Source organism: Shewanella sp. UCD-KL12, assembly GCF_001957125.1.
GTDB lineage: Bacteria > Pseudomonadota > Gammaproteobacteria > Enterobacterales > Shewanellaceae > Shewanella.
In genome coordinates, this window is record NZ_MPHJ01000023.1 from 1 (window position 1) to 19052 (window position 19052).

11 protein-coding genes and 2 riboswitches are annotated in these 19052 nt (G+C 43.7%); of the genes, 7 read left to right on the top strand and 4 right to left on the bottom strand.

Annotation, left to right across the window (positions count from 1 at the left end):
* Positions 1–434 precede the first annotated feature (434 nt).
* A complete protein-coding gene (mrcB, locus tag BM736_RS23180) occupies positions 435–2816 on the top strand; it encodes a penicillin-binding protein 1B (RefSeq protein ID WP_083700508.1) in 2382 nt (793 codons plus the stop codon).
* A gap of 948 nt (positions 2817–3764) precedes the next feature.
* On the top strand, positions 3765–5741 hold the full coding sequence (locus BM736_RS23185) for a VCBS repeat-containing protein (protein ID WP_076416657.1): 1977 nt from the start codon (positions 3765–3767) through the stop codon (positions 5739–5741).
* A gap of 109 nt (positions 5742–5850) precedes the next feature.
* Here BM736_RS23185 and BM736_RS23190 read toward each other — a convergent pair whose 3' ends face one another.
* The 4 genes from BM736_RS23190 to BM736_RS23205 form a co-directional block, all read right to left on the bottom strand.
* On the bottom strand, positions 5851–6708 hold the full coding sequence (locus BM736_RS23190; protein WP_076416658.1) for a PepSY-associated TM helix domain-containing protein: 858 nt from the start codon (positions 6706–6708) through the stop codon (positions 5851–5853).
* Positions 6709–6767: 59 nt separating this feature from the next.
* Positions 6768–7298: an FMN-binding protein gene (locus BM736_RS23195; RefSeq protein WP_076416659.1), complete on the bottom strand. Its 531-nt coding sequence runs from the start codon at positions 7296–7298 to the stop codon at positions 6768–6770.
* Positions 7299–7400: 102 nt separating this feature from the next.
* A complete protein-coding gene (locus BM736_RS23200) occupies positions 7401–8591 on the bottom strand; it encodes a porin (protein WP_076416660.1) in 1191 nt (396 codons plus the stop codon).
* A 354-nt stretch (positions 8592–8945) separates the two neighbouring features.
* Positions 8946–11141, bottom strand: coding sequence for a TonB-dependent receptor domain-containing protein (locus BM736_RS23205; RefSeq protein WP_076416661.1), 2196 nt, complete (start codon positions 11139–11141; stop codon positions 8946–8948).
* A 260-nt stretch (positions 11142–11401) separates the two neighbouring features.
* Here BM736_RS23205 and BM736_RS23210 point away from each other — a divergent pair, with 260 nt between their 5' ends.
* The 5 genes from BM736_RS23210 to BM736_RS25490 all read left to right on the top strand — a co-directional run bounded on the left by BM736_RS23210 (position 11402) and on the right by BM736_RS25490 (position 19052).
* Positions 11402–12112 (top strand): DUF3581 domain-containing protein, encoded by a 711-nt coding sequence (locus BM736_RS23210; RefSeq protein WP_076416662.1) that lies wholly within the window; start codon positions 11402–11404, stop codon positions 12110–12112.
* Positions 12113–12356: 244 nt separating this feature from the next.
* Positions 12357–12461, top strand: a riboswitch (glycine riboswitch).
* Positions 12462–12472: 11 nt separating this feature from the next.
* A riboswitch (glycine riboswitch) is annotated at positions 12473–12608 on the top strand.
* Positions 12609–12755: 147 nt separating this feature from the next.
* Positions 12756–14105, top strand: a complete 1350-nt coding sequence (locus BM736_RS23215; RefSeq protein WP_076416663.1) for a sodium:alanine symporter family protein — start codon at positions 12756–12758, stop codon at positions 14103–14105.
* 485 nt (positions 14106–14590) lie between these two features.
* Positions 14591–18271, top strand: coding sequence for an ATP-binding protein (locus BM736_RS23220; RefSeq protein ID WP_076416664.1), 3681 nt, complete (start codon positions 14591–14593; stop codon positions 18269–18271).
* Positions 18271–18924 (top strand): hypothetical protein, encoded by a 654-nt coding sequence (locus BM736_RS23225; RefSeq protein ID WP_076416665.1) that lies wholly within the window; start codon positions 18271–18273, stop codon positions 18922–18924. The genes BM736_RS23220 and BM736_RS23225 overlap by 1 nt, the downstream gene beginning before the upstream one ends.
* Positions 18924–19052 carry a hypothetical protein gene (locus BM736_RS25490; RefSeq protein ID WP_256717999.1) on the top strand — a complete coding sequence of 43 codons (129 nt, stop codon included), beginning with the start codon at positions 18924–18926 and terminating at the stop codon, positions 19050–19052. Before BM736_RS23225 ends, BM736_RS25490 begins: the two co-directional genes overlap by 1 nt.

The window sequence follows — 19052 nt, forward strand, 5'->3', positions numbered from 1 at the left end:
GGTAGAGAGCCTTCGGGTTCAATTGGACTTGACTGAGAACAAACTACATAATGCGCTCGCACGTGAGGTACTGTTACTTGATCAAATTGATAACATGGAGCGAGAACTAGCAAAGTTTGGTGTCAATAGTTGATTTTATTTAGCTGATACCTGACTGCTTTATGTCAATTTATTCCTATAGGGGCGAAGTCAATTATTTGGGTAAGAGTGAGTTATATATTTTGACTGTAATTCATTGCTGTAAAAGAATTTTAATTAAGGCTATTCAGAGTCAATTGATTATACAATTCAACGATGCAAACGATCTGTGGCCCGATGATCCGGCTAACACTTTACCGACAAAGTTCACTAAGAAAAAAACACTAAGCGCAAAGACCTAACGTTGAGACGTAAGGCAGAACACTGCAAGTAATAATAGATTTATCGGAATTAAGATGACAAAGAAAGAGACAGTAAAGAAAGCCGTGCCTAAAAAAGTGACTAAAGCTGGGGCGAAGCGAGCAAGTACTGCAACAAAGAGTAAGGCTAAGTCAGCTATAAAAGCGAGCTCTCGTAAAAAGTCATCTGGCTGGGGACGTAAAATCTGGTCGATAGGCTGGAAGCTTAGCATTATTGTTATCGCCGCCGTGACCATCTATTGCATCTATTTAGATCAGATCATTGCTCGAAAATTTGAGGGGCAAAAATGGCACCTTCCGGCGCAGGTATTTAGTCGCTCAATGGCGCTTTATCCTGGAGCTGCAGTGAGCCATGGTCAGTTGATCTCCGAGCTCAAACTGCTTGGCTATCGTAAAGTCGCGAATCCAAGACAGGTGGGAGAATTTTCAGCTTCCAAAACTAAAGTCGACCTTTGGCGCCGTCCCTTCCTACACCCTAAAGGGGACCAGGCTGAGCAGCGAGTGATGATCAGTTTTGATTCGCAAGGTGTGAGTGCTGTGTCACGTGCGCAAGATCAACGTCAATTGGCCGTTTTTCACCTAGAACCTGTGCTGTTAGATCGCATTATTACAGGGGATGGTGAGGACAGATTATTTGTTGATAAAGATAAGATGCCATCTTCAATCATAGATGCGTTAATTCTTGTCGAAGATAGAAGCTTTTATGAGCACCACGGCATTAACCCATTTGCAATTGTTCGTGCCTTAATGGTCAATATCAGTGCTGGGCGTACCGTTCAAGGTGGGTCTACCTTGACACAGCAATTGGCAAAGAACTTTTTTCTTTCAAGTGAGCGCTCGCTGATCCGTAAAGCACGTGAAGCTATGATGGCGATGATTATCGACTTTAGATATGAGAAAGATGAAATCTTAGAAGCCTACCTCAATGAAGTGTATATGGGACAAGATAAGGCGCGTGGTGTACATGGTATGGGGCTAGCTTCTCAGTTTTACTTTGGCAGACCCATCGCTGAGTTGACCTTATCGCAACAGGCGTTTTTGGTTGCAGTGATTAAAGGTCCATCCTACTACAATCCGTGGCGCTCCCCTGAGCGTGCGCAAAGCCGTCGCGACTTAGTATTAAGGTTATTACTGGAAGGAGAGAAGATCTCTGTTGCCCAGTATCAAGCTGCTGCAGAGTCTCCTTTGGGGTTACGTAAGTCTGATAAACCTGTGCATCAGAAATTACCAGCATTTTTTGCTGTAGTGAAGCATGAGCTTACTCGACGTTTTGGCGACTCTTTATTGAGCCAATCTGGTATCAAGGTATACACCACTCTTGATCCTATGGCACAAGAAGCGGCTGAAAAGTCAGTGAAGAAAGTGATGGCTCGCCTAGGTAAAAATGATAAAGATCTTCAAGTGGGCATGGTGTTAACGGATAAGGTCAATGCTGGCATTGCCGCCATGGTCGGTGATAAATCGCCTGGGTATAAAGGCTTTAATCGCGCGGTTGAGATACGTCGTCCTATCGGTTCATTAATGAAACCCTTTGTCTATGCCACTGCGCTGGGGCAAGGAGATAAATATACGCTAGCCACGCCACTAAAAGATAAGCCTATTACGCTTAAAAACGGTCAAGGGAAAACCTGGTCACCTCAAAATGTCGATAGAAAATTCCGCGGTGAAGTGCCCTTGCTGACAGGCTTTAAGAAGTCGATGAATGTACCAACGGTTAATTTAGGTATGGCAATCGGTGTCAGCAGTGTTGCAACCACACTGGATAAGGCAGGTTGGCGTGACAAGATTTCAGAGTATCCATCAATGCTACTTGGCGCGATAAATGGCTCCCCATTGATGGTGGCTCAGGTGTATCAAACTATTGCTGATAATGGTCGCTACCGACAACTTGCCTCTATTACCGCAGTATTAGATAAGGACAACAATCCATTGCCAGTTAAGCGTGTGCCTCAGAGTCAAGCGATCGATCCTGCCACCAACTTCTTAGTGCAATACGCCATGACTCAAGTGGTCGAGTCGGGAACCGCTTCGCGTTTAGGTCAGGCATTCCCTAGGGCAACGCTTGCGGGAAAAACCGGTACCAGTAACGATACCCGCGACTCTTGGTTCGCAGGCTTTGATGAGCGAAATGTTGCTGCTGTTTGGATGGGGCGTGATGATAACGGCAAAACAGGACTTTATGGCAGTAATGGTGCCATGGCGGTCTATCAAGACTTCCTCCAGAACCGCCCTCCGATTAGCTTAAGGCGCACACCCGTCAATGGGGTCGTCAATGGCCACTTTGACCGTACAACAGGTAAAGCGATGGAAGCTGGTTGTGATAACACCATTGCACTACCAGCCCTGTCTGGTAGCTACCGCCCAGCCAAGAATTGCGGTGAGCCACTGTCTTGGTGGCAGAAGATTACAGGCGGTTAATTACTTAAGGGAAAGTGACGGGGGTTGTCAGATAACAATCCCCTAAATATCTTTTAGCTTTCGGTTCATTTGGCTGTTATTGGTACCTGATATGTTTCAGGTACGCACAACTTCGTTGTTATCAATTGCCTGCAGCAGGTGCTGTAAATGGATTTACGAATGTCACGATCACAAGGTCTGAGATGCTCCCGGCATCTCAAGACATGTCCCATATCCCTATGGGTCAGATGTGAATGAGTGGCCTTAAGTGCATGTGATCTCTAGGTATACTAGTTCTTTATTCAGAGAACCCATCCCTGGGCGTGCTATGGCTTCAAACAACTTTCATATTTAAGAGCCTGTTCGATATCCCTATCTCTAGTTCGAAGAGTATCACTGAGTGATATCTCACCTTGCAACTGGAGCCCACAGCCGCATCTACATCAGGTTATTCATCTCTTTGATTTGAGTTTATTGGCTATTACAAGCGGTTGATTCAGATGTATAGCTAACTTTTTTACGAGCTAAACATGCAGGAAGCTTTATTTTTACCACAGGTTAATAGAGTTTTTTAATTTCAGAAATTTATGAGCCTATAGTCAGGGGGAGCTTAATAAGTTGTATTGGTATTATTCTTCTGAATGTATATAGTCGTTGAGCTCACTAAATCACTACCTGTATTACGGCTATTAACCAATCTGATAGGGAGCAATACAATTTAAGGGGAGGGCAATAGGTTTACCCGATTAAATAGCTTATCGGTTATGCGGTGTGCTAAATAACTGAGTAATCTCTATGAGAAACCTTACCATTTAATACCTAATAGTGCTTATTTTTTGTTTTTTTATAGAGGTTTTATTGATGCAATTTGAAACAGTAAATATGAATTAAATTGTGATGGTAAATGTTGATTTAAAATTGTTGGTTATATATTATTCAGTGTAACTTAGTTAAGAATGGAATCATAACATGCTGAAAATTTATGGGTTTATTTTATCTGGAGTTAGCTTTGCTTTAATTGGCTGCTCGGGAGGGGATGATAATTCCGAAGAGAAAAACCTTGCACCAGTGATAGAGTTGCAAGCGCCAACATCAGCGCTATCTCTTGAAGCTATTTCAATTACATCTAAAGTTATAGACCCTGAAGGTGATAGTGTCTCATTGCTGTGGCAGTTAAGTGCAGATTCAGGTTTTAAAATGGAACTTACTGATGTCGATGAGCTAAGTTACCAAATTCCACTTACCCACCTTGATACAGAATATACGGTTTCTCTAACGGCTACAGACAGTCATGGAAATCAAGCATCAAAATCATCGAGTTTTACCGTGCCAGCCCTTGATGTGAATTTTACTCACCCCTTTGATGCCATTTCACTGCGTTATGTTGATACTGAAGCTAAGCTGCTAAATATTGCTTCTGAAGATGTGAATTACAGCTGGGAGATTAGTGAGGGTTCTGATTACCCATTAACGAGTATTTCTGCTAATCGAGTTCGTTTTTTTGCCGCTAAGGAGCTTACTGAGGAGTTCGATCCAAATGCAGAGCCTGAACGTATTCGGGGGGAGGGGATCACTGAAGATTTAGTCATAACGCTTACTGTTGAAAATGAAAGTACTCCTATTAGCTTTAACAAGACTATTACGGTTCAGCCAATTGAAAAAGTGACTGCTTGGGCTGTACACAATGTTGCTGCTTCGGGGGCACCAGTTAAAGAATCTGTGCCTAGTACTTCGAATCGAAATTATGTAGAAGCAGTGGATAATTGCTTAAGCCGTGAAACAACAGTTAAGAAGTATTATGATTATAATCAAGATGGTATCGATGATGTGTTCTGTAGCTTTGGTGACAAGTTATATTTCTACCTAACAGATCTTAGCGCTTCAGGTGATCTAGTTTATAACGAATCTGTATTGGTAGATAATCAATACAATACTGATGGGGCAGTACTTGTAGATCTCGACAATAGTGGCATCCCAGAATTGGTGTTGGCGGTTAAATCAGGTGGAAATATCACCTCTCCATCCGAGGCAAATACCATTGCAGCTTTAGTCTTCGATGACTTAAGCCAAGGTTTTACTCAGAGGGGACTTTTTGATTTGCCTGAAATTTCCTATGATATTGATTTTGTTGAAGAAAATAATAAACTCTCCATGGCTTATATCACCTCAGGAGTGGCTCATCACATTCCTAAAGTGAGTGTTTTTGACATTTTTGAGGCTGAGCTCACGCTAGAAAATTCATTCGTATTCAACGAGTGTTCTGAATGTAGTATCGAAGACCTCGTCCTAAGTGATTTAAATGGATTGCCGGCTGAAAAAGAGTTATTGCTGATAACCAAAGAGTCAATTCAGCTTGGTGCCTTCCCTGGATCTGCTCCTAGGATAAAAAAATTGGCTGTCATTAAAGATAACTATACGAGTTCAACTGTATTTCCTGAAAACTTTTACTCTATATTTCAAGAAGATCTTAATGGCAACTCTGCTTTGGAGTGGGTAGGGGAAACTGCTTATGAGACTGGCTTGTACGACATAACACTGCCTGAATTTAAATTGCATTTAAGCTTAGATCAAAGCGGTGAGCCAAGCACTGAAATGCTAGATAATTATTATTCGGACATTTTTTATTATTATTATAAAACAGTAACTCAAGTTGATGTTAATCAAGATAACCAGCAAGACTCTTTTACTGAACATCATAATTATTACAGTGCCATTACTGCAACGCCAGGCTGGTTTTACTATACGTATAATCTCTCTAATTCTGACAAGAGAGTATTGATCACTTCTATGCCATATAACGGAATCTCCTCTCCTGATTTTCTCGGGGTAGAAGATATGAATAATAACGGATTTTTAGATATAAAGTTTGGTGTTAAAGCTAGCGGTGATGAGGAAGAAAATGTGACCCTATGGCTTGAGAATATAGAAGGCTACCCTTTCGAATAAATAGCTTAGATTTAGGTCATTATTATTAGAGTAACCTTATGTGCATAGTTCGTTATTCATATAAGGTTATCTCCGAATGCAAATCATTCCAGTAATTTAAAGCTCGTTTTTAGTTTCTTGCACTTGCTCCTTTCTTCTTAGGCTTTCCCTGTTGCCAGAGGTAGATCCCTGATATAGCCATAACGATCAGCGAAAGCGCAACGAGATCCATAAACCAAGGGCCTAGGCTGCCGAAGAAGCGGCCGCTGTGGACATCGAGTAATACACGTTCCCAAGTGAGGTGGCTTGAACGAGCCATCAGTGAGATATCTTGGCTGCTTTTGCTCGCTTGTTCGGTAGTGATTGGGGCTGCCCAAGGGATTGGGGCGAAGGGCATCGCTTGCGTCCATTCGATAAGATCATCATCCGCCATAAAGTAACCACCTTGCGCCTTGAGCCAAATTTGACCTCGACTTTCAGTCGCTTCGATAGCCCTTGATTCTACCCCAATAGCTTCTATGCCTCTGGGTAAGCCCATGGAGGTATCTTGTTTCTCCATCAGCTCGCCATCTTTGGATAGTATATAAAGTTGGTTACTGTCGACGGCGACAAACATATTACCCACGGAGACTATGCCTTTGATATCAGAGTCGCCTTCTACAGCCAGTTGTTGATTTATCCAGATAAGGTTATCTGAACTTGCAATGTTATTTGGGGTCGTTTGATAAATAGAGATGTTTGCGGGAGGTTTGATACCGTAATAATCAAGTAGCCACTTTTGCTCAACACTGGCTGTGTCTACTGTTAGTTGGTTACTGTGATTTATGACTACTCCAGAAGTCGCCATTAAGATAATAAAGATGGCGCAGAAGATCCCAAGTCGTCTATGCCATGGGCGCAGCTGTTTTGCTAACCGTTTCCCTAGGTGTGTCTTGTGACGTTTTCGCTTGAGACTAGCTTTATGTATGCTGCGGTGATTTTGAGTCATTCTTCTTATCTTAGTGTGTCTTGTTGGACTTGCCTCCTGCATCACAGCCAAACATTTGCTTAACTTTTAGTGACGTAGGCATCGAGCCATAATGCTATGCGAGATAATTTTGTTAATGCTCTGACTGACAGAGTTGCCCCTGTTATGCCATCAATATGCTGATCTAACTTTAGATCGTCTTTTAGTTTGGCCGATTTAAATTGATCAGTAAAGAAGTCATGTCTAACTTCATCACCACGACTTTCTCTATATACCAGCACTTTGGTCTGGGCTATAGCTTGATGTTTAATATGAATGCCGACAGTAATAGGGGACTCTTTGCCAATCTCTTCTAATATCCAGACTGTCTCAGATTCTTGCTGCCAGTATCTCAAACGCATTTTTCTAAATTTATGGGCAAGGATCTGTTCGATAACGTCTTGGGCCTCATCATCTATCCAGAATACTTTGGCTTTAGGCGCTGGGGCGTTGAAGGCTTGGCTGATAAAATCTTCAGGCTCTTGAAAGACACTTTTAGCTGCAAGATTGACGCTAAAGGTTGCGCTGAAAAGCAACGTAACAGTAGCAATGAGGAGAGAGAGCTGCTTCATAAAAGACTCGATGCAAGAAGAGTGAAATGTGACTAGTTAAAATATAGATGAGTGCCCTAAAAAGGGCACTCATAACTGGGCTAAATGCTCAGAAGGGGCTACTTAGAACTGGTAACCTACACCTAGGTTAAATCCATCAGCGTCTTTTGAACCACCAAGTGTTTCATAATCAGCCTTGAAAACCACGTTTTCATGTAGCCAGTAATTAACACCTACATTGGTTTGAGTTACTTTAGTGTCATCGCTGTTGCCAGCTTCATTGTCGTATTCGTTGTAACGGGCGAATAGTCCAAAGCTATCATTGAAGCGGTATGAAGGCTCTACATACCAACCATTTTGCTCATCACGACCAAGTGCTTCAGCTTCTGAACCATCGATATCCCACTGTGCGTAAAGGGCTTTAACTGTAAAGCCTTGAATGCTGTAGATAGCGTGTGCAGTAAGAAGAACTGATGATGCTGTATCAACATCGCCTGCACCTTGAGTAATATCAGATTGGTATTGTGCAGTAGCTGCAAGCTCTAAACCAGGCACAGCTGTGTATTTAGCACGTGCAGTGTAAGCAAGATCTGAAGCATCAGCCTTAGCAACTTTCTGACGACCGCTACGGATGTTGTAAGCTTTACTACCGTCAGTATCAACCTTCAAGCCTGAAGTGATGGTACCGTCGAAAGCCAAACCAGGCGCAGCTTTAACATTTAGTGCAGCACCAGCTTCCCACCAAGTGGCTGGAAGAATGTTCTTCTCAACTGGGTTACGCTCAACACCGTAAAATGCTGGTGGCTCGTGAGTTTCGTTAATGATACCCACTGGCATAAGGAATAGACCTGCTTTACCGGTAAACATCTCGTTGAAATCATGCTCAATATAAGCTTGCTCAAGCTCTACTTCACCAGGCTTTCCATCGCCAGATAGTGAATGCTCTAGCTCAACTTCTGAGAAGAAACGAGTACTTTCAGTAAATTCATGACCGATAAATAGAACAAAACGGTGGAAGTCGATGGCTTTCTTATCGCTGCCAGACTTGTTATCGGTAATGTTATTGTAGTGAAGTTCACCATAACCACCGATAGTCGTAGCACTTTTAGAAGAGCTCGCTGTTTCTTCAACTACGTCTGCAGTTTTTTCGACACGCTTTTCAGTTTCATCGAGGCGCTTTTCAAGATCTTTAAGCACTTTCTGTTGTTGTTCAATGATTTTGCGTAGTTCAGCAGTCTCATCAGATGCGAAAGCAGTCTGTGAGGCTAAGATGCCAAACAATGCACTAGCAATTATCGTTTTCTTCATCATCATTCTCTTCCCTGTTGTTATATAAGGGTTATTAAATTTGTGGCGATTTTATGTAACTGGTTTCAATAATGCAAACTATTATCATTTGGTTTTTGATAAAGATCAACAAATGTAAATGATTCGTAAATAGTATAGAGGAAGGTTTAAAACATGCTAGCGAGGGTATTTACTTTGTAAATTAAAGGGATAACCACAAATTAAAGAAAAAAAGGCGAGCCAATGGCTCGCCTTATTAAAGTGTAAATTTTTTATCTGTTTCGATAAAAGTTGTGCTTTTTATGAACGATATCGCTATGTGTGAATATCATCTAACATATACCTATATAAATCATAGGGATATACTCATAACAGGTTTGTTTAAAACTTGTACGAATAGCCAACGGTGACAGTCATAGGTTTACCGACAAAATTTGAGCCATAGACCTTTGAGGTGACATACTTTTCATCGAACAAGTTCTCAGCAGTTAAGTAAAGCTCCTGCTCCTCTGAGATAAAGTAACGGCCAGAAAGGTCGACAACAGTTTTTGCTTCGATAAGCTCATCCGAGGCAATATCACCTTGACCTGCGGTAGTGCGAATATCGTCAGTATAGCGGGCTGCTAAAGTGAGCTCCCAGCTAGCACCGGCCACACCTGCAGATGCGAATAACATATTTTCAGGCAGGTAAGGGAGTTTGTCGCCTTCGACTACGTCGCCCCATGGATCAAAGTCAGACTCGAAACTATTTGCAAACTGCGCATCGGTATAGGTATAAGCCAGTTTTACTGGGAAGCTGATATCGCCATCATGGTTGAAGCTATATCCTAAGCTTAATTCAAGTCCCTTAACATCGACTTCACCACCATTGTATTGGTCGCCAATATTCTCATCATCACAACCTTGAGCTGCAGTACAGTTTCCGTGCATATTACTGTAATCACTGTAGAAGAAGATGGCTTCAGAACTTAAGGCACCAGCGTTATAACGTGCGCCTGTTTCATAGTTCCAGCTCTCCTCTTCTTGACGATCGGCATTGCCTGGAGCGGCAGGTGAGAAGCCTTTTTGAACACCAGCAAGGACCAATAATTCATCATTGATCTGATAGGTTACAGAGAATGAAGGCAGCACAGCTGAGAAGCTGTTGCTGATATCCTTTTCCGGTGTACCATCACGTCCTGCGTTCTCTTTACCCCAATCAGTTCGATTCGTTTTGACATCTTCATAGCGAATGCCAGCAGTGATATTAAAATCACCGAATGTCATTTTATCTTGTACGTAAAGCGCTAAAGCTTCCGCGCTGTCAATACGGTTTGAGTCGCTACCTGGCGTACCACTTTCAGTAAGAGTCATGACTTGATTTGCATCTAAGTCGTAATGATCTGCCCACTGATATCTGTCCATCTCATCTTCGTGGTAGCGAGCACCGAAGGCAATCTCATGGCTGTCTAAATACCAGTTCAGTTCAGTTTGAATACCTTGAGAGATATAAGCGCGGTTGTTGGCTTTGACACGCACATCCATAGGCTCTGAGCTAGGGTTTTTATCAAAAGCGGATGCCGCTTCAACACCACCTTTGCTTAGCTTTAAACCATCAACCTTATCTGCCTTGTACCAGTTACGTGCAAAGTCGTTGTAGTAAGCTGTTGTCCCTAACGTTAGGCTGTCACTAAAATCTATAATATGGTTAACCTGAAACTGCTTATGCTCAGTATTCATTACATCTTTTTGAGATGCTGAGTAACGAGTATAAGGTGAGCTCTGGTAGTCTTCATCAGTGAGACCCATGTAGGTTTCATTTGAACGTTCGTCTGAATACTTAAGTTTAAACTCAACAACTTGCTGAAACTTAGCATCTTTTGCTGAGCGGATACTGATTTTGGCTAGGGCATCATTTTTAACAAAACCTGTATCACCACCTACACCATTGATATCTTTGAAGCCATCAGCTTGATAACGATAAAGGTCGACAACGCCACCAACGCGTTCCCCTTGTCCGCCAGCATAAGCATGTAGCTTGCCAAATCCGTCCTGTCCTGCTGCCACATCAAGTTTACCAGCCAACTCCTCTTCAGGAATTTGACGAGACAGCATATTAATAACGCCGCCAGTCGTTCGTGGGCCGTATTTGACTGTTGAGCTGCCTTTTAATACTTCGACCGATTGCATTCTGCCTGAGGTCGGGAAGTAGTAAGCAGCTGGTGAAGCGTAGGGTGCTGGCGCTGCAATCACACCATCTTCCATGATAGTTAGCTTCTCTGTGCGGTTTTGACCTGTCCCGCGCATGCCGATATTTGGTCTAAGCCCATAGCCATCTTCCTCTTGAATATACACCCCAGGAACACTTGAAAGCGTACGCATGATATCTGTGTATTTGAAGGTTTCCAGCTCAGCTTCGGTGATCTGGTGACCACTGCCTGGTACGGTATTGAGAGGATTGTTCTTACCGAATATGGTTATTTGTTCCATAGGGGCGAGTGTTTCATCTTGGCTATTTTGCGCAAACACTGGAGCAGATAACGCAGTTAACAGCGCAGTTGAAAGTAAGCTAAGCGATAAAGATTTAGGGTGTGACATAGATTCTCCGTTGCACTACAACACTCGAGATAACCCTAATTAACCGATATTGGTAATCTAAGTAGGAGTTATTCTCATTTCTGCGGCGAATCTTAATCTTTCTTTATTAAAACTAACTTAACGCTCAATTTCTTTACATTTGTTAACACGAACTCAAATAGCCTGATAGCTAGATAAAGGAAGTCATCGGGTGAGTGTTTGAGCTTAACTGATATAGAATGTGCTCAAATTTGAAATACCGATATAACATTAGAGAAGATATGTTTCTAAAGCCTTATTTTAAAAAAGAAAATCAGTCTGTATCAGTAACGCCTATTCAGGCCAGTAATTTTGCTAAGGGAATTGCGCAAGACTTTAACCCTATTCATAGTGTTGGGGCTAAGCGTTTCTGTGTTCCTGGCGATCTTCTTTTTTCTCTGGTGTTAGGTCAGTACGGTTTAAGCCAGAAGATGGCTTTTAACTTTACCGGTATGGTGGGAGCGGGTGTTGAACTGCAGTTTCCAGACGAAGTAACCGATAAGTTCGAGATTAGAGACGATAAAGATAAGCTTTATCTTGACGTTGAGCGTCATGGTGAAGTGAGCCGATGTGAAACTCAACTTGAGTCATTTATTCGTAGCTACGTCTCCTTTTCGGGCCACAACTTTACCCATGTTCTAGTGCCTATGATGCAGCAGCATCAGATGATGATTAATCCGAAACGTCCCTTGGTTATCTATGAAAGCATGTCATTTGATCTGACGACATTAGATTTTGACCAAGTAAGCCTGTCACTGGTTGAGCAAGAGCTGAAAATCGATGGCAAACGTGGTGATGTGACCCTAAAGTTTGAGCTTCATAGTGACGGAGCCTTAGTGGGGACAGGACTTAAAACACTGGTGATGAGTGGCCTGCGTCCCTATGATGCTGAGCAAGCCAAAGCGATGGTTGCAGACTATGAGAGTTATCGAACCGATTTTGAGCAAGCGTAACTTCTAAACGATATCACTTCATTGTTTTAAATGGCTAAGTAGTCAGAGCGTGGGTAGTTATTATTCGCGCTCTTTTTATATTCATTCCATGCTTCTAATTCCTGTTGACTGTTTTGTTTGAAAAATCCCCAATTAAGTAATGGATGATAAAACTGTGATCAGACCGCTTGTTGGCTTTATAGCAATCATGCATGCTGTGCGACCGCTAAAGCAGCGCTTATCTCTGTTTTAGCAATCCGTTCGGATGAAGGTAGCAGGAGAGTGGGGAGTCACCCCACACCGACGAGGCAAGTTTAGCTGATTGTAAAATCGCTAAACCACTCTTTCAGGTGCCAATATTTATTGGTGAGGACTGTTACTGGACGAGCCTCTGGAGAGATCGTAAACAGATAATACTCGTTAGTTTTAAATGTATTACGGCGCCGAAGGCGAAAGTGACTAAGTGAATACTTCATTTAGTTGCGAAACGCTCAGGCAAAAGGACAGAGGAGAGGATGACTGCATAGTCCTGTCGTTTGTCTTTATAAAGTTTGTTTAGCGCTCGCTAAATAAGGCTTTGTGTTGCGTCCGGCTGCGGCGCGTTACAGCCATTTCTTGTTCACTTCCGTTTATTATTTAAGCTGTATAATAATCGAGAACTGCAATGAATTTTGAATCACTTCTAGTTGAAATTAATGCCTTAGTTTGGGGGCCAATTACCCTCTGCTTACTGGTAGGTACTGGTCTATATCTCACCATAAGATTAAAGCTCATTCAGGTGTTGTACTTACCGTTTGCCCTGAAACTTCTGTTTAAACCCGCCACTGGTAAGGGAGATCTGTCCTCTTTTGCTGCACTCTGTACCGCCCTTTCGGCCACTATAGGCACCGGAAATATTGTCGGTGTTGCAACTGCCATCAAAATTGGTGGCCCAGGTGCGCTGTTTTGGATGTGGCTGGCGGCATTCTTTGGCATGGCAACTAAGTACGCCGAATGTATGTTAGCGGTGAAATATCGCACTACAGATGCTAGAGGTCAGATTGCTGGCGGCCCTATGTACTATATAGAGCGTGGGTTAGGGCTGAGCTGGTTGGCAAAGGTATTTGCCATCTTCGGTGTAGCGGTCGCTTTTTTTGGCATAGGTACGTTCGCTCAAGTCAATGCCATCAGTGATGCCATGACCATAGCTTTTCAAGTACCAGCTTGGGTGACGGCAGTAGTATTAACTCTGCTGGTAGCTGCAGTAACACTCGGTGGGGTGACACGTATCGCCAATGTGGCTAAAAGGTTAGTGCCTAGTATGGCACTGGCTTATATCCTTGCCTGCTTAGGCATACTGTTTAGCTTTAGTGAGCAAATTATACCAGCATTTGACTTGGTACTAACCTCAGCTTTTACGCCTATCTCAGCTGCGGGGGGATTTTTGGGGGCTACCGTTGCTCAAGCACTGCAAATTGGTATTGCCAGAGGGGTATTTTCCAATGAGGCTGGGCTGGGGAGTGCGCCAATTGCCGCAGCCGCTGCGAAAACTGACGAGCCTGTTGAGCAAGGCTTAGTGAGTATGACGGGCACCTTTTTCGATACCATCATCATCTGTACCATGACTGGCTTAGTATTAATCATTACAGGTGTTTGGAGTGGTGATGCCGCAGGAGCCGCTATGACTAGTGCCGCTTTTATGGCGGGTAGCTCACCTATTGTTGGTCAATATGTAGTGACTATTGCTTTAGTGTGCTTTGCATTTACCACTATTTTGGGCTGGCACTACTATGGTGAGCGCTGTTGGTATTATCTCGTGGGTGATAGAGGCCTTAGGTTGTATCAAGGCTTGTTTCTGTTTCTGATTGCAGTCGGTGCATTTATTCAATTAGATATGATCTGGCTGCTTGCCGATACCGTAAATGGCTTGATGGCTATTCCTAACCTGATTGCTTTGTTGGGGCTGAGGCATGTGATCTATGGTGAGACGATGAATTACTTTTCTAAGCGAGAAACAAGGGCGATAGTCGTTTAGTTAAAATCATTTTTCTTGTGCAGCGAAGATGAAGGTGGGTCGGTTATATTCCCTACATAACCGACATTTCCACCCTCCATGGCGGTCAGGTGACGCTTCGCTTTTCGCTTTAACTAACAGGGCGGAGCCTGTTCAATAGGCGTAGCCGTCCGCGGAGCGATAGGATGAAGGCCGTCGTCTTTAATTTTCAGACGTAGTCGCCGCCTCAGCTTCAATATCGTCTTGGTATTTATGGCTTAGCCCTATCCGATATTGAAGATTAATTGCGGTTTACTTAAGCATTTTTTTATCACAAATTAGCGTATGATCTCACACGAATAAATCCTGCCTGTTTACTGATGGAACCTTGATTGCCAAGCAGGCCAGATTGCTTTATTTTAGACTCTCAAAATTGAAACTTGATAAGCCTGTTTATTACTTATGTAAACAGGGCTTGTGGTGATCTGTTGCCGTAGGTAAACGGCAATGTTTTGATAAGGAAAAAGATGCCAAGCTTGAATCGAATCGTGCTGATTAATACGCACCTCCCTGGCGTAGTTGAACTCGCCCTTGATGGTCATACTAACATTTGTGGTACTAATGCCTCAGGAAAGACCACGCTACAGCGTTTGGTACCAGTCTTTTATGGTGAATACCCCAGCCGTGTCGTCCCATCGACACGTGATAGTTTTGAACGCTGGTACTTGCCTCATGATTCAAGTTTTATAATCTACGAATATAAGCGTGCTGACGGTCAACTAAACCAGGCGGTATTGGCGTCGGCAGGCGATGGCAAAGGGGTTAACTACCGCTTTATTGCTAAAGGCTTTGAGCTTGAAGATTACGTCAAGAGTCGAGATGGCGATAACGTATTATGTCATACCATGGCAGAACTTGGCCGTGAGATGAAACGTGCTGGCGTGGCGATTACTAACTTGCTTAATACTCGTGAGTTTCGTGCCATTATCCAAAATGATCGCGCATTGCAAAGTACAGGGAGTAACCGTACTGAGCTAAGAACCTATGCGCGTCAATTTGCCCTATGTGAGGCTGAGCACTCTTTGCGCCATATCGAGAAGTTGGCTAAAGCGGTTCACTCTAAAGAGGGTAAGATGGAGACGATCAAATCTATGATCGCTGCCATTCTTGAAGAGGATGGTGTCAACCCGCCATCCTCTCGTCTTAATCCTCAACGCGTAGAAACTTGGATCCGTGACAGCCAGTTGATCCAGGGCTTTGAGCAGATCCGTCCCGAATTTGAAAAGCTTGAGCAGGAATTTAACCAACTACTCAGTGCAGAGCAACGTCTTGCAAGTCTCAAGCGTGGCTATAGCAAAGATGAAACCATAGAGGTTGAGCGCCAAGACCACCATCAAGATCAGTCTAAAGCCCTCAATGCTGAACTGAGAAAACTCGATGAAGAGTGGAAAGAGCTCAGAGATGAACTCAACTTAGATCTTTCTGCGGCGAAAGGTGACGTGGCTAAGTGTGAATATGAGCTCGATGCCATAGAAGATCAGCACGGCGCTTTCTTAGATGCTGATATTGAACAGGCAAAACAAGATCTTGAGCAGCTGCCAAATTGGCGTGGCAGTTTAGAGAATTTGAGTGAGCGTCATAAATTACAGACCGAAAAGCATCAAGATATTGAAGCGGCTTACAATGCTCGTCGTAGCAAGATAGGTGAAGGTTTGAACCGCGAGCTGGAGAACTTGCATAAAGAGCAAGACCAGCAACGCGAAGCAAGAGATAAGCAATCAGATAAAGCGAGAGGCGAGTTAGAAGCGTTAGATGGTCAATGGCGTGAGCAGATGGAGGCGGGCAAAGCCAAGTTTAGTGAGCAGGAGTATCAGTTAAAGCTCTCCGCTGCTGAGTTAAAAGTCCGTGTCGACAGCGTGACTTATAACGATGAAGAGAAGCTGGCATTAGCGATTTTCGATGAACGCATTACACTCGCTAACGAAGAGCAGGAGGTCTGTAGCGCCAAAGTCGATAGGTTTACAGCCGAAGAGCGTAAGCTTAGGGCCAAGCGAGATCAGGCTAATGAGAGCCTAAGAGTGGCTGGGATCCGTGTCACTGAGCGCCAAACTGAGCTCGACGATCTACAGCATATGCTATTTCCTCAGTCGCACACTTTACTCGAGTTTCTACGAAAAGAGGCAGGTGATTGGGAGAATACTTTAGGAAAAGTGATTGCTCCTGAACTACTACACCGTAGCGATCTACATCCTGCAAAGTTGGCGGATAACTTAGAGTCTCTCTATGGTATCGCGTTGGATCTTAAGGCCATTGATACCCCAGAATATGCCGCTTCGGAGCAGGAGTTGCGTGGCAGGCATGCAAAGTCTGAAGAGAGTTTAGATACCGCAAAAGAGATCCAGGCTGAAGCTGAAGATCAGCTTGTAGCGATTAATAGTGAACTCGACCAATTAAATCGTGATCTTACTTTTGCTCGCACAGCCTACAAAAATAGCCGTGATGATCTACGTCGCCTATTTGATGAAAAACGTAGCGAGCAGGAGAAGATCAACAAATCACTCAATGAGCGTAAGTCCGGTGCTCAAAAACAGCTTGCCCGTTTCGATGATGAGCTTAAGCAGTTAACGCATCAGCATCAAGCGTGGCTGGAAGATCAAAAAGAGCAGGCCCTTGAAGATCGTATGGAGAAGAAGGCGTACTGGCAGGAGGTGGTTGGTGCGCTAGACAGTCAACTTAGCCAAGTTAAAAGCAATATTCAGCAAAGGCGTGATCATGCCAAGAGTGAGCAAAAGGCTTGTGAGTTATGGTACAAGAATGAGCTTAAAGATCGCGGCGTAGATGAAGATAAGATTGTTAAGCTTAAGCAAGAGATCCGAAGCTTAGAGACAAGTATCAGCAAGGCGGAGCAACGCCGCAGTGAAGTTCTTAGGTATGATGATTGGTATCAGCATACTTGGCTTAAACGTAAGCCAAAGCTGCAAACAGATTTAAGCACAGTCAAACATGCAACCTCTGAATTAGAGCAGCAATTAAAGTCTAAGGCTGCAGATGTTAAGGCTCGTCGTCAGGTACTTGATAATGATCGCAAACAGTCTGATGCTGTTCAGGTTGAGGCATCAGAGAACTTAACTAAGCTGCGTAGTGTCATGCGCAAACTCAGTGAACTCAAGTTACCAGCCAATACCGATGAGCCGCAAGGCGGCTTAACTGAGCGTTTGCGTCAAGGTGAAGAGTTACTGCTTAAACGAGATAGCTTACTTAGCTCAGTGAAACAGTATGTAGAGCATTTCGACTCTGTTATCGCCAGTAAATCAGGTTCTAGCCTGTCAGAGACCTGGGAGCGTGCCCGAGAGGAGTCGAGCTTCCTTAATGATAAAGGCATTCGCCTAATCGATTATCGTAAACTGGTTCCTCAGCTAGAACAGTTACTCAATGTGATGGTGCCACAATCTATTACAGCGCTTCGTGAGCAGGGTCGTATCTTTGGTGTTGATCTCACTGCTTATTACGATGTGCTTGCTGATATCGATAGACGTATTGCCAGCCAAAGTGCACGTATTACCCGTGAAGTGGGTGAGGAGCTATTCCTTGATGGCGTATCTGAGTCAGCGGTTAAGATACGATCACGGATCAGCGAGCTAGAGTTTTGGCCTGAACTGGAGGTCTTTGTGAAGGCTTTCAAGCAGTGGAAGGCAGATGGTTTTAGTGAGCTTCCCAATGAGCATTACACCAATAGCATGCGCCGTGCACTCGATATTATTGGCCGCAGTGCGCTGTCTGGCGGGATATCTAAGCTGCTTGAGATTGAGTTGAGACTGAAAGAGGGCAATAGCGATCTTGTTATTCGTACCGACCGTCAGCTCAATGAATCTTCGAGCCATGGTATGGCTTACCTTATTTTATGTAAGTTCTTGCTGGCCTTCACACGTCTGCTTCGAGGCCGTGCAGAGGTGACCATTCATTGGCCTATCGATGAACTTGGTACCTTACATCACGGTAACGTAAAGAAAATTTTCGATGCTTGTGAAAACAACAATATCTCAGTGCTGGGTGCATTCCCTAACCCAGAGTCGGAAGTATTGAACCTGTTTGCTAATCGCTACATCATCAATAAGCAAACTAAGAAACTCCAAGTGGTGAAACCTCAAGTTAACCCTATTGCCGATAAGCTAAGCCAGCGAAATGCTAATGTTAAGGAAGCTGTGTAATGACTGATATGACAGAGACTGCCATTGTTGGCACTGGCGCATTAATTGAGCGGTTACTTAAAGGCGAGTTTATCTGCCGCACCACAGATGAAGAGGGGTGGCGTGCGCTTAAAAGTGCTAGCACTCGCGAACGAGTGGAAGCGTATCTCAATCAAATCAACCGCACTATAGGATCGGCTGGTGAAGGTGAAGTTTTCTTCTGTGGCTATCAGCAGCTTGGGGATAGCGAGCGTAAAGTTATCTCCTCTCAGTTTAAAGATATCTGTAATGCCTTAGTGCCATTAGTTGAGTGGTTGGTATTAGTCCAAGAGGCGAGTGGACAAGATGCGCCTTTATCAGAAGGCGCTGCAGTGCGTTTGAGTGAGTTGATGACGCGTATCGAAGATACGCCAGCATTTAGAGAGCAGCTAGCTAAGATCAGCCACTATCGCCTATTTGGATCGACCAGTAGTAATGTGGACGCTCAAATCAAGCTGGTGTTTAAACGTTTAGTAGAACTGGGTTACCTTGCTCGCCCAAATGCTGAGAAACAGATCTTTATCGCTACAGGTAAGCTAGATTATCTCTATGAGGTGATTCGTTTTATCGATGAAACAGAAGGTTTGAGCCTGGAAGCTCAAGCTGAAACCGCGACCCAAAGGGATCTGGTTTAATGGTGGAGAGCAATCAAGCACTCTTGGGTGTGAAACAAGGCGATTACTGTGCTCACATTATCAATGGAACAGCAGGCTTGAGCATAGAGATAAAGGTTAAAGCCATGACTCAGAGGGAGCTGTTTTAG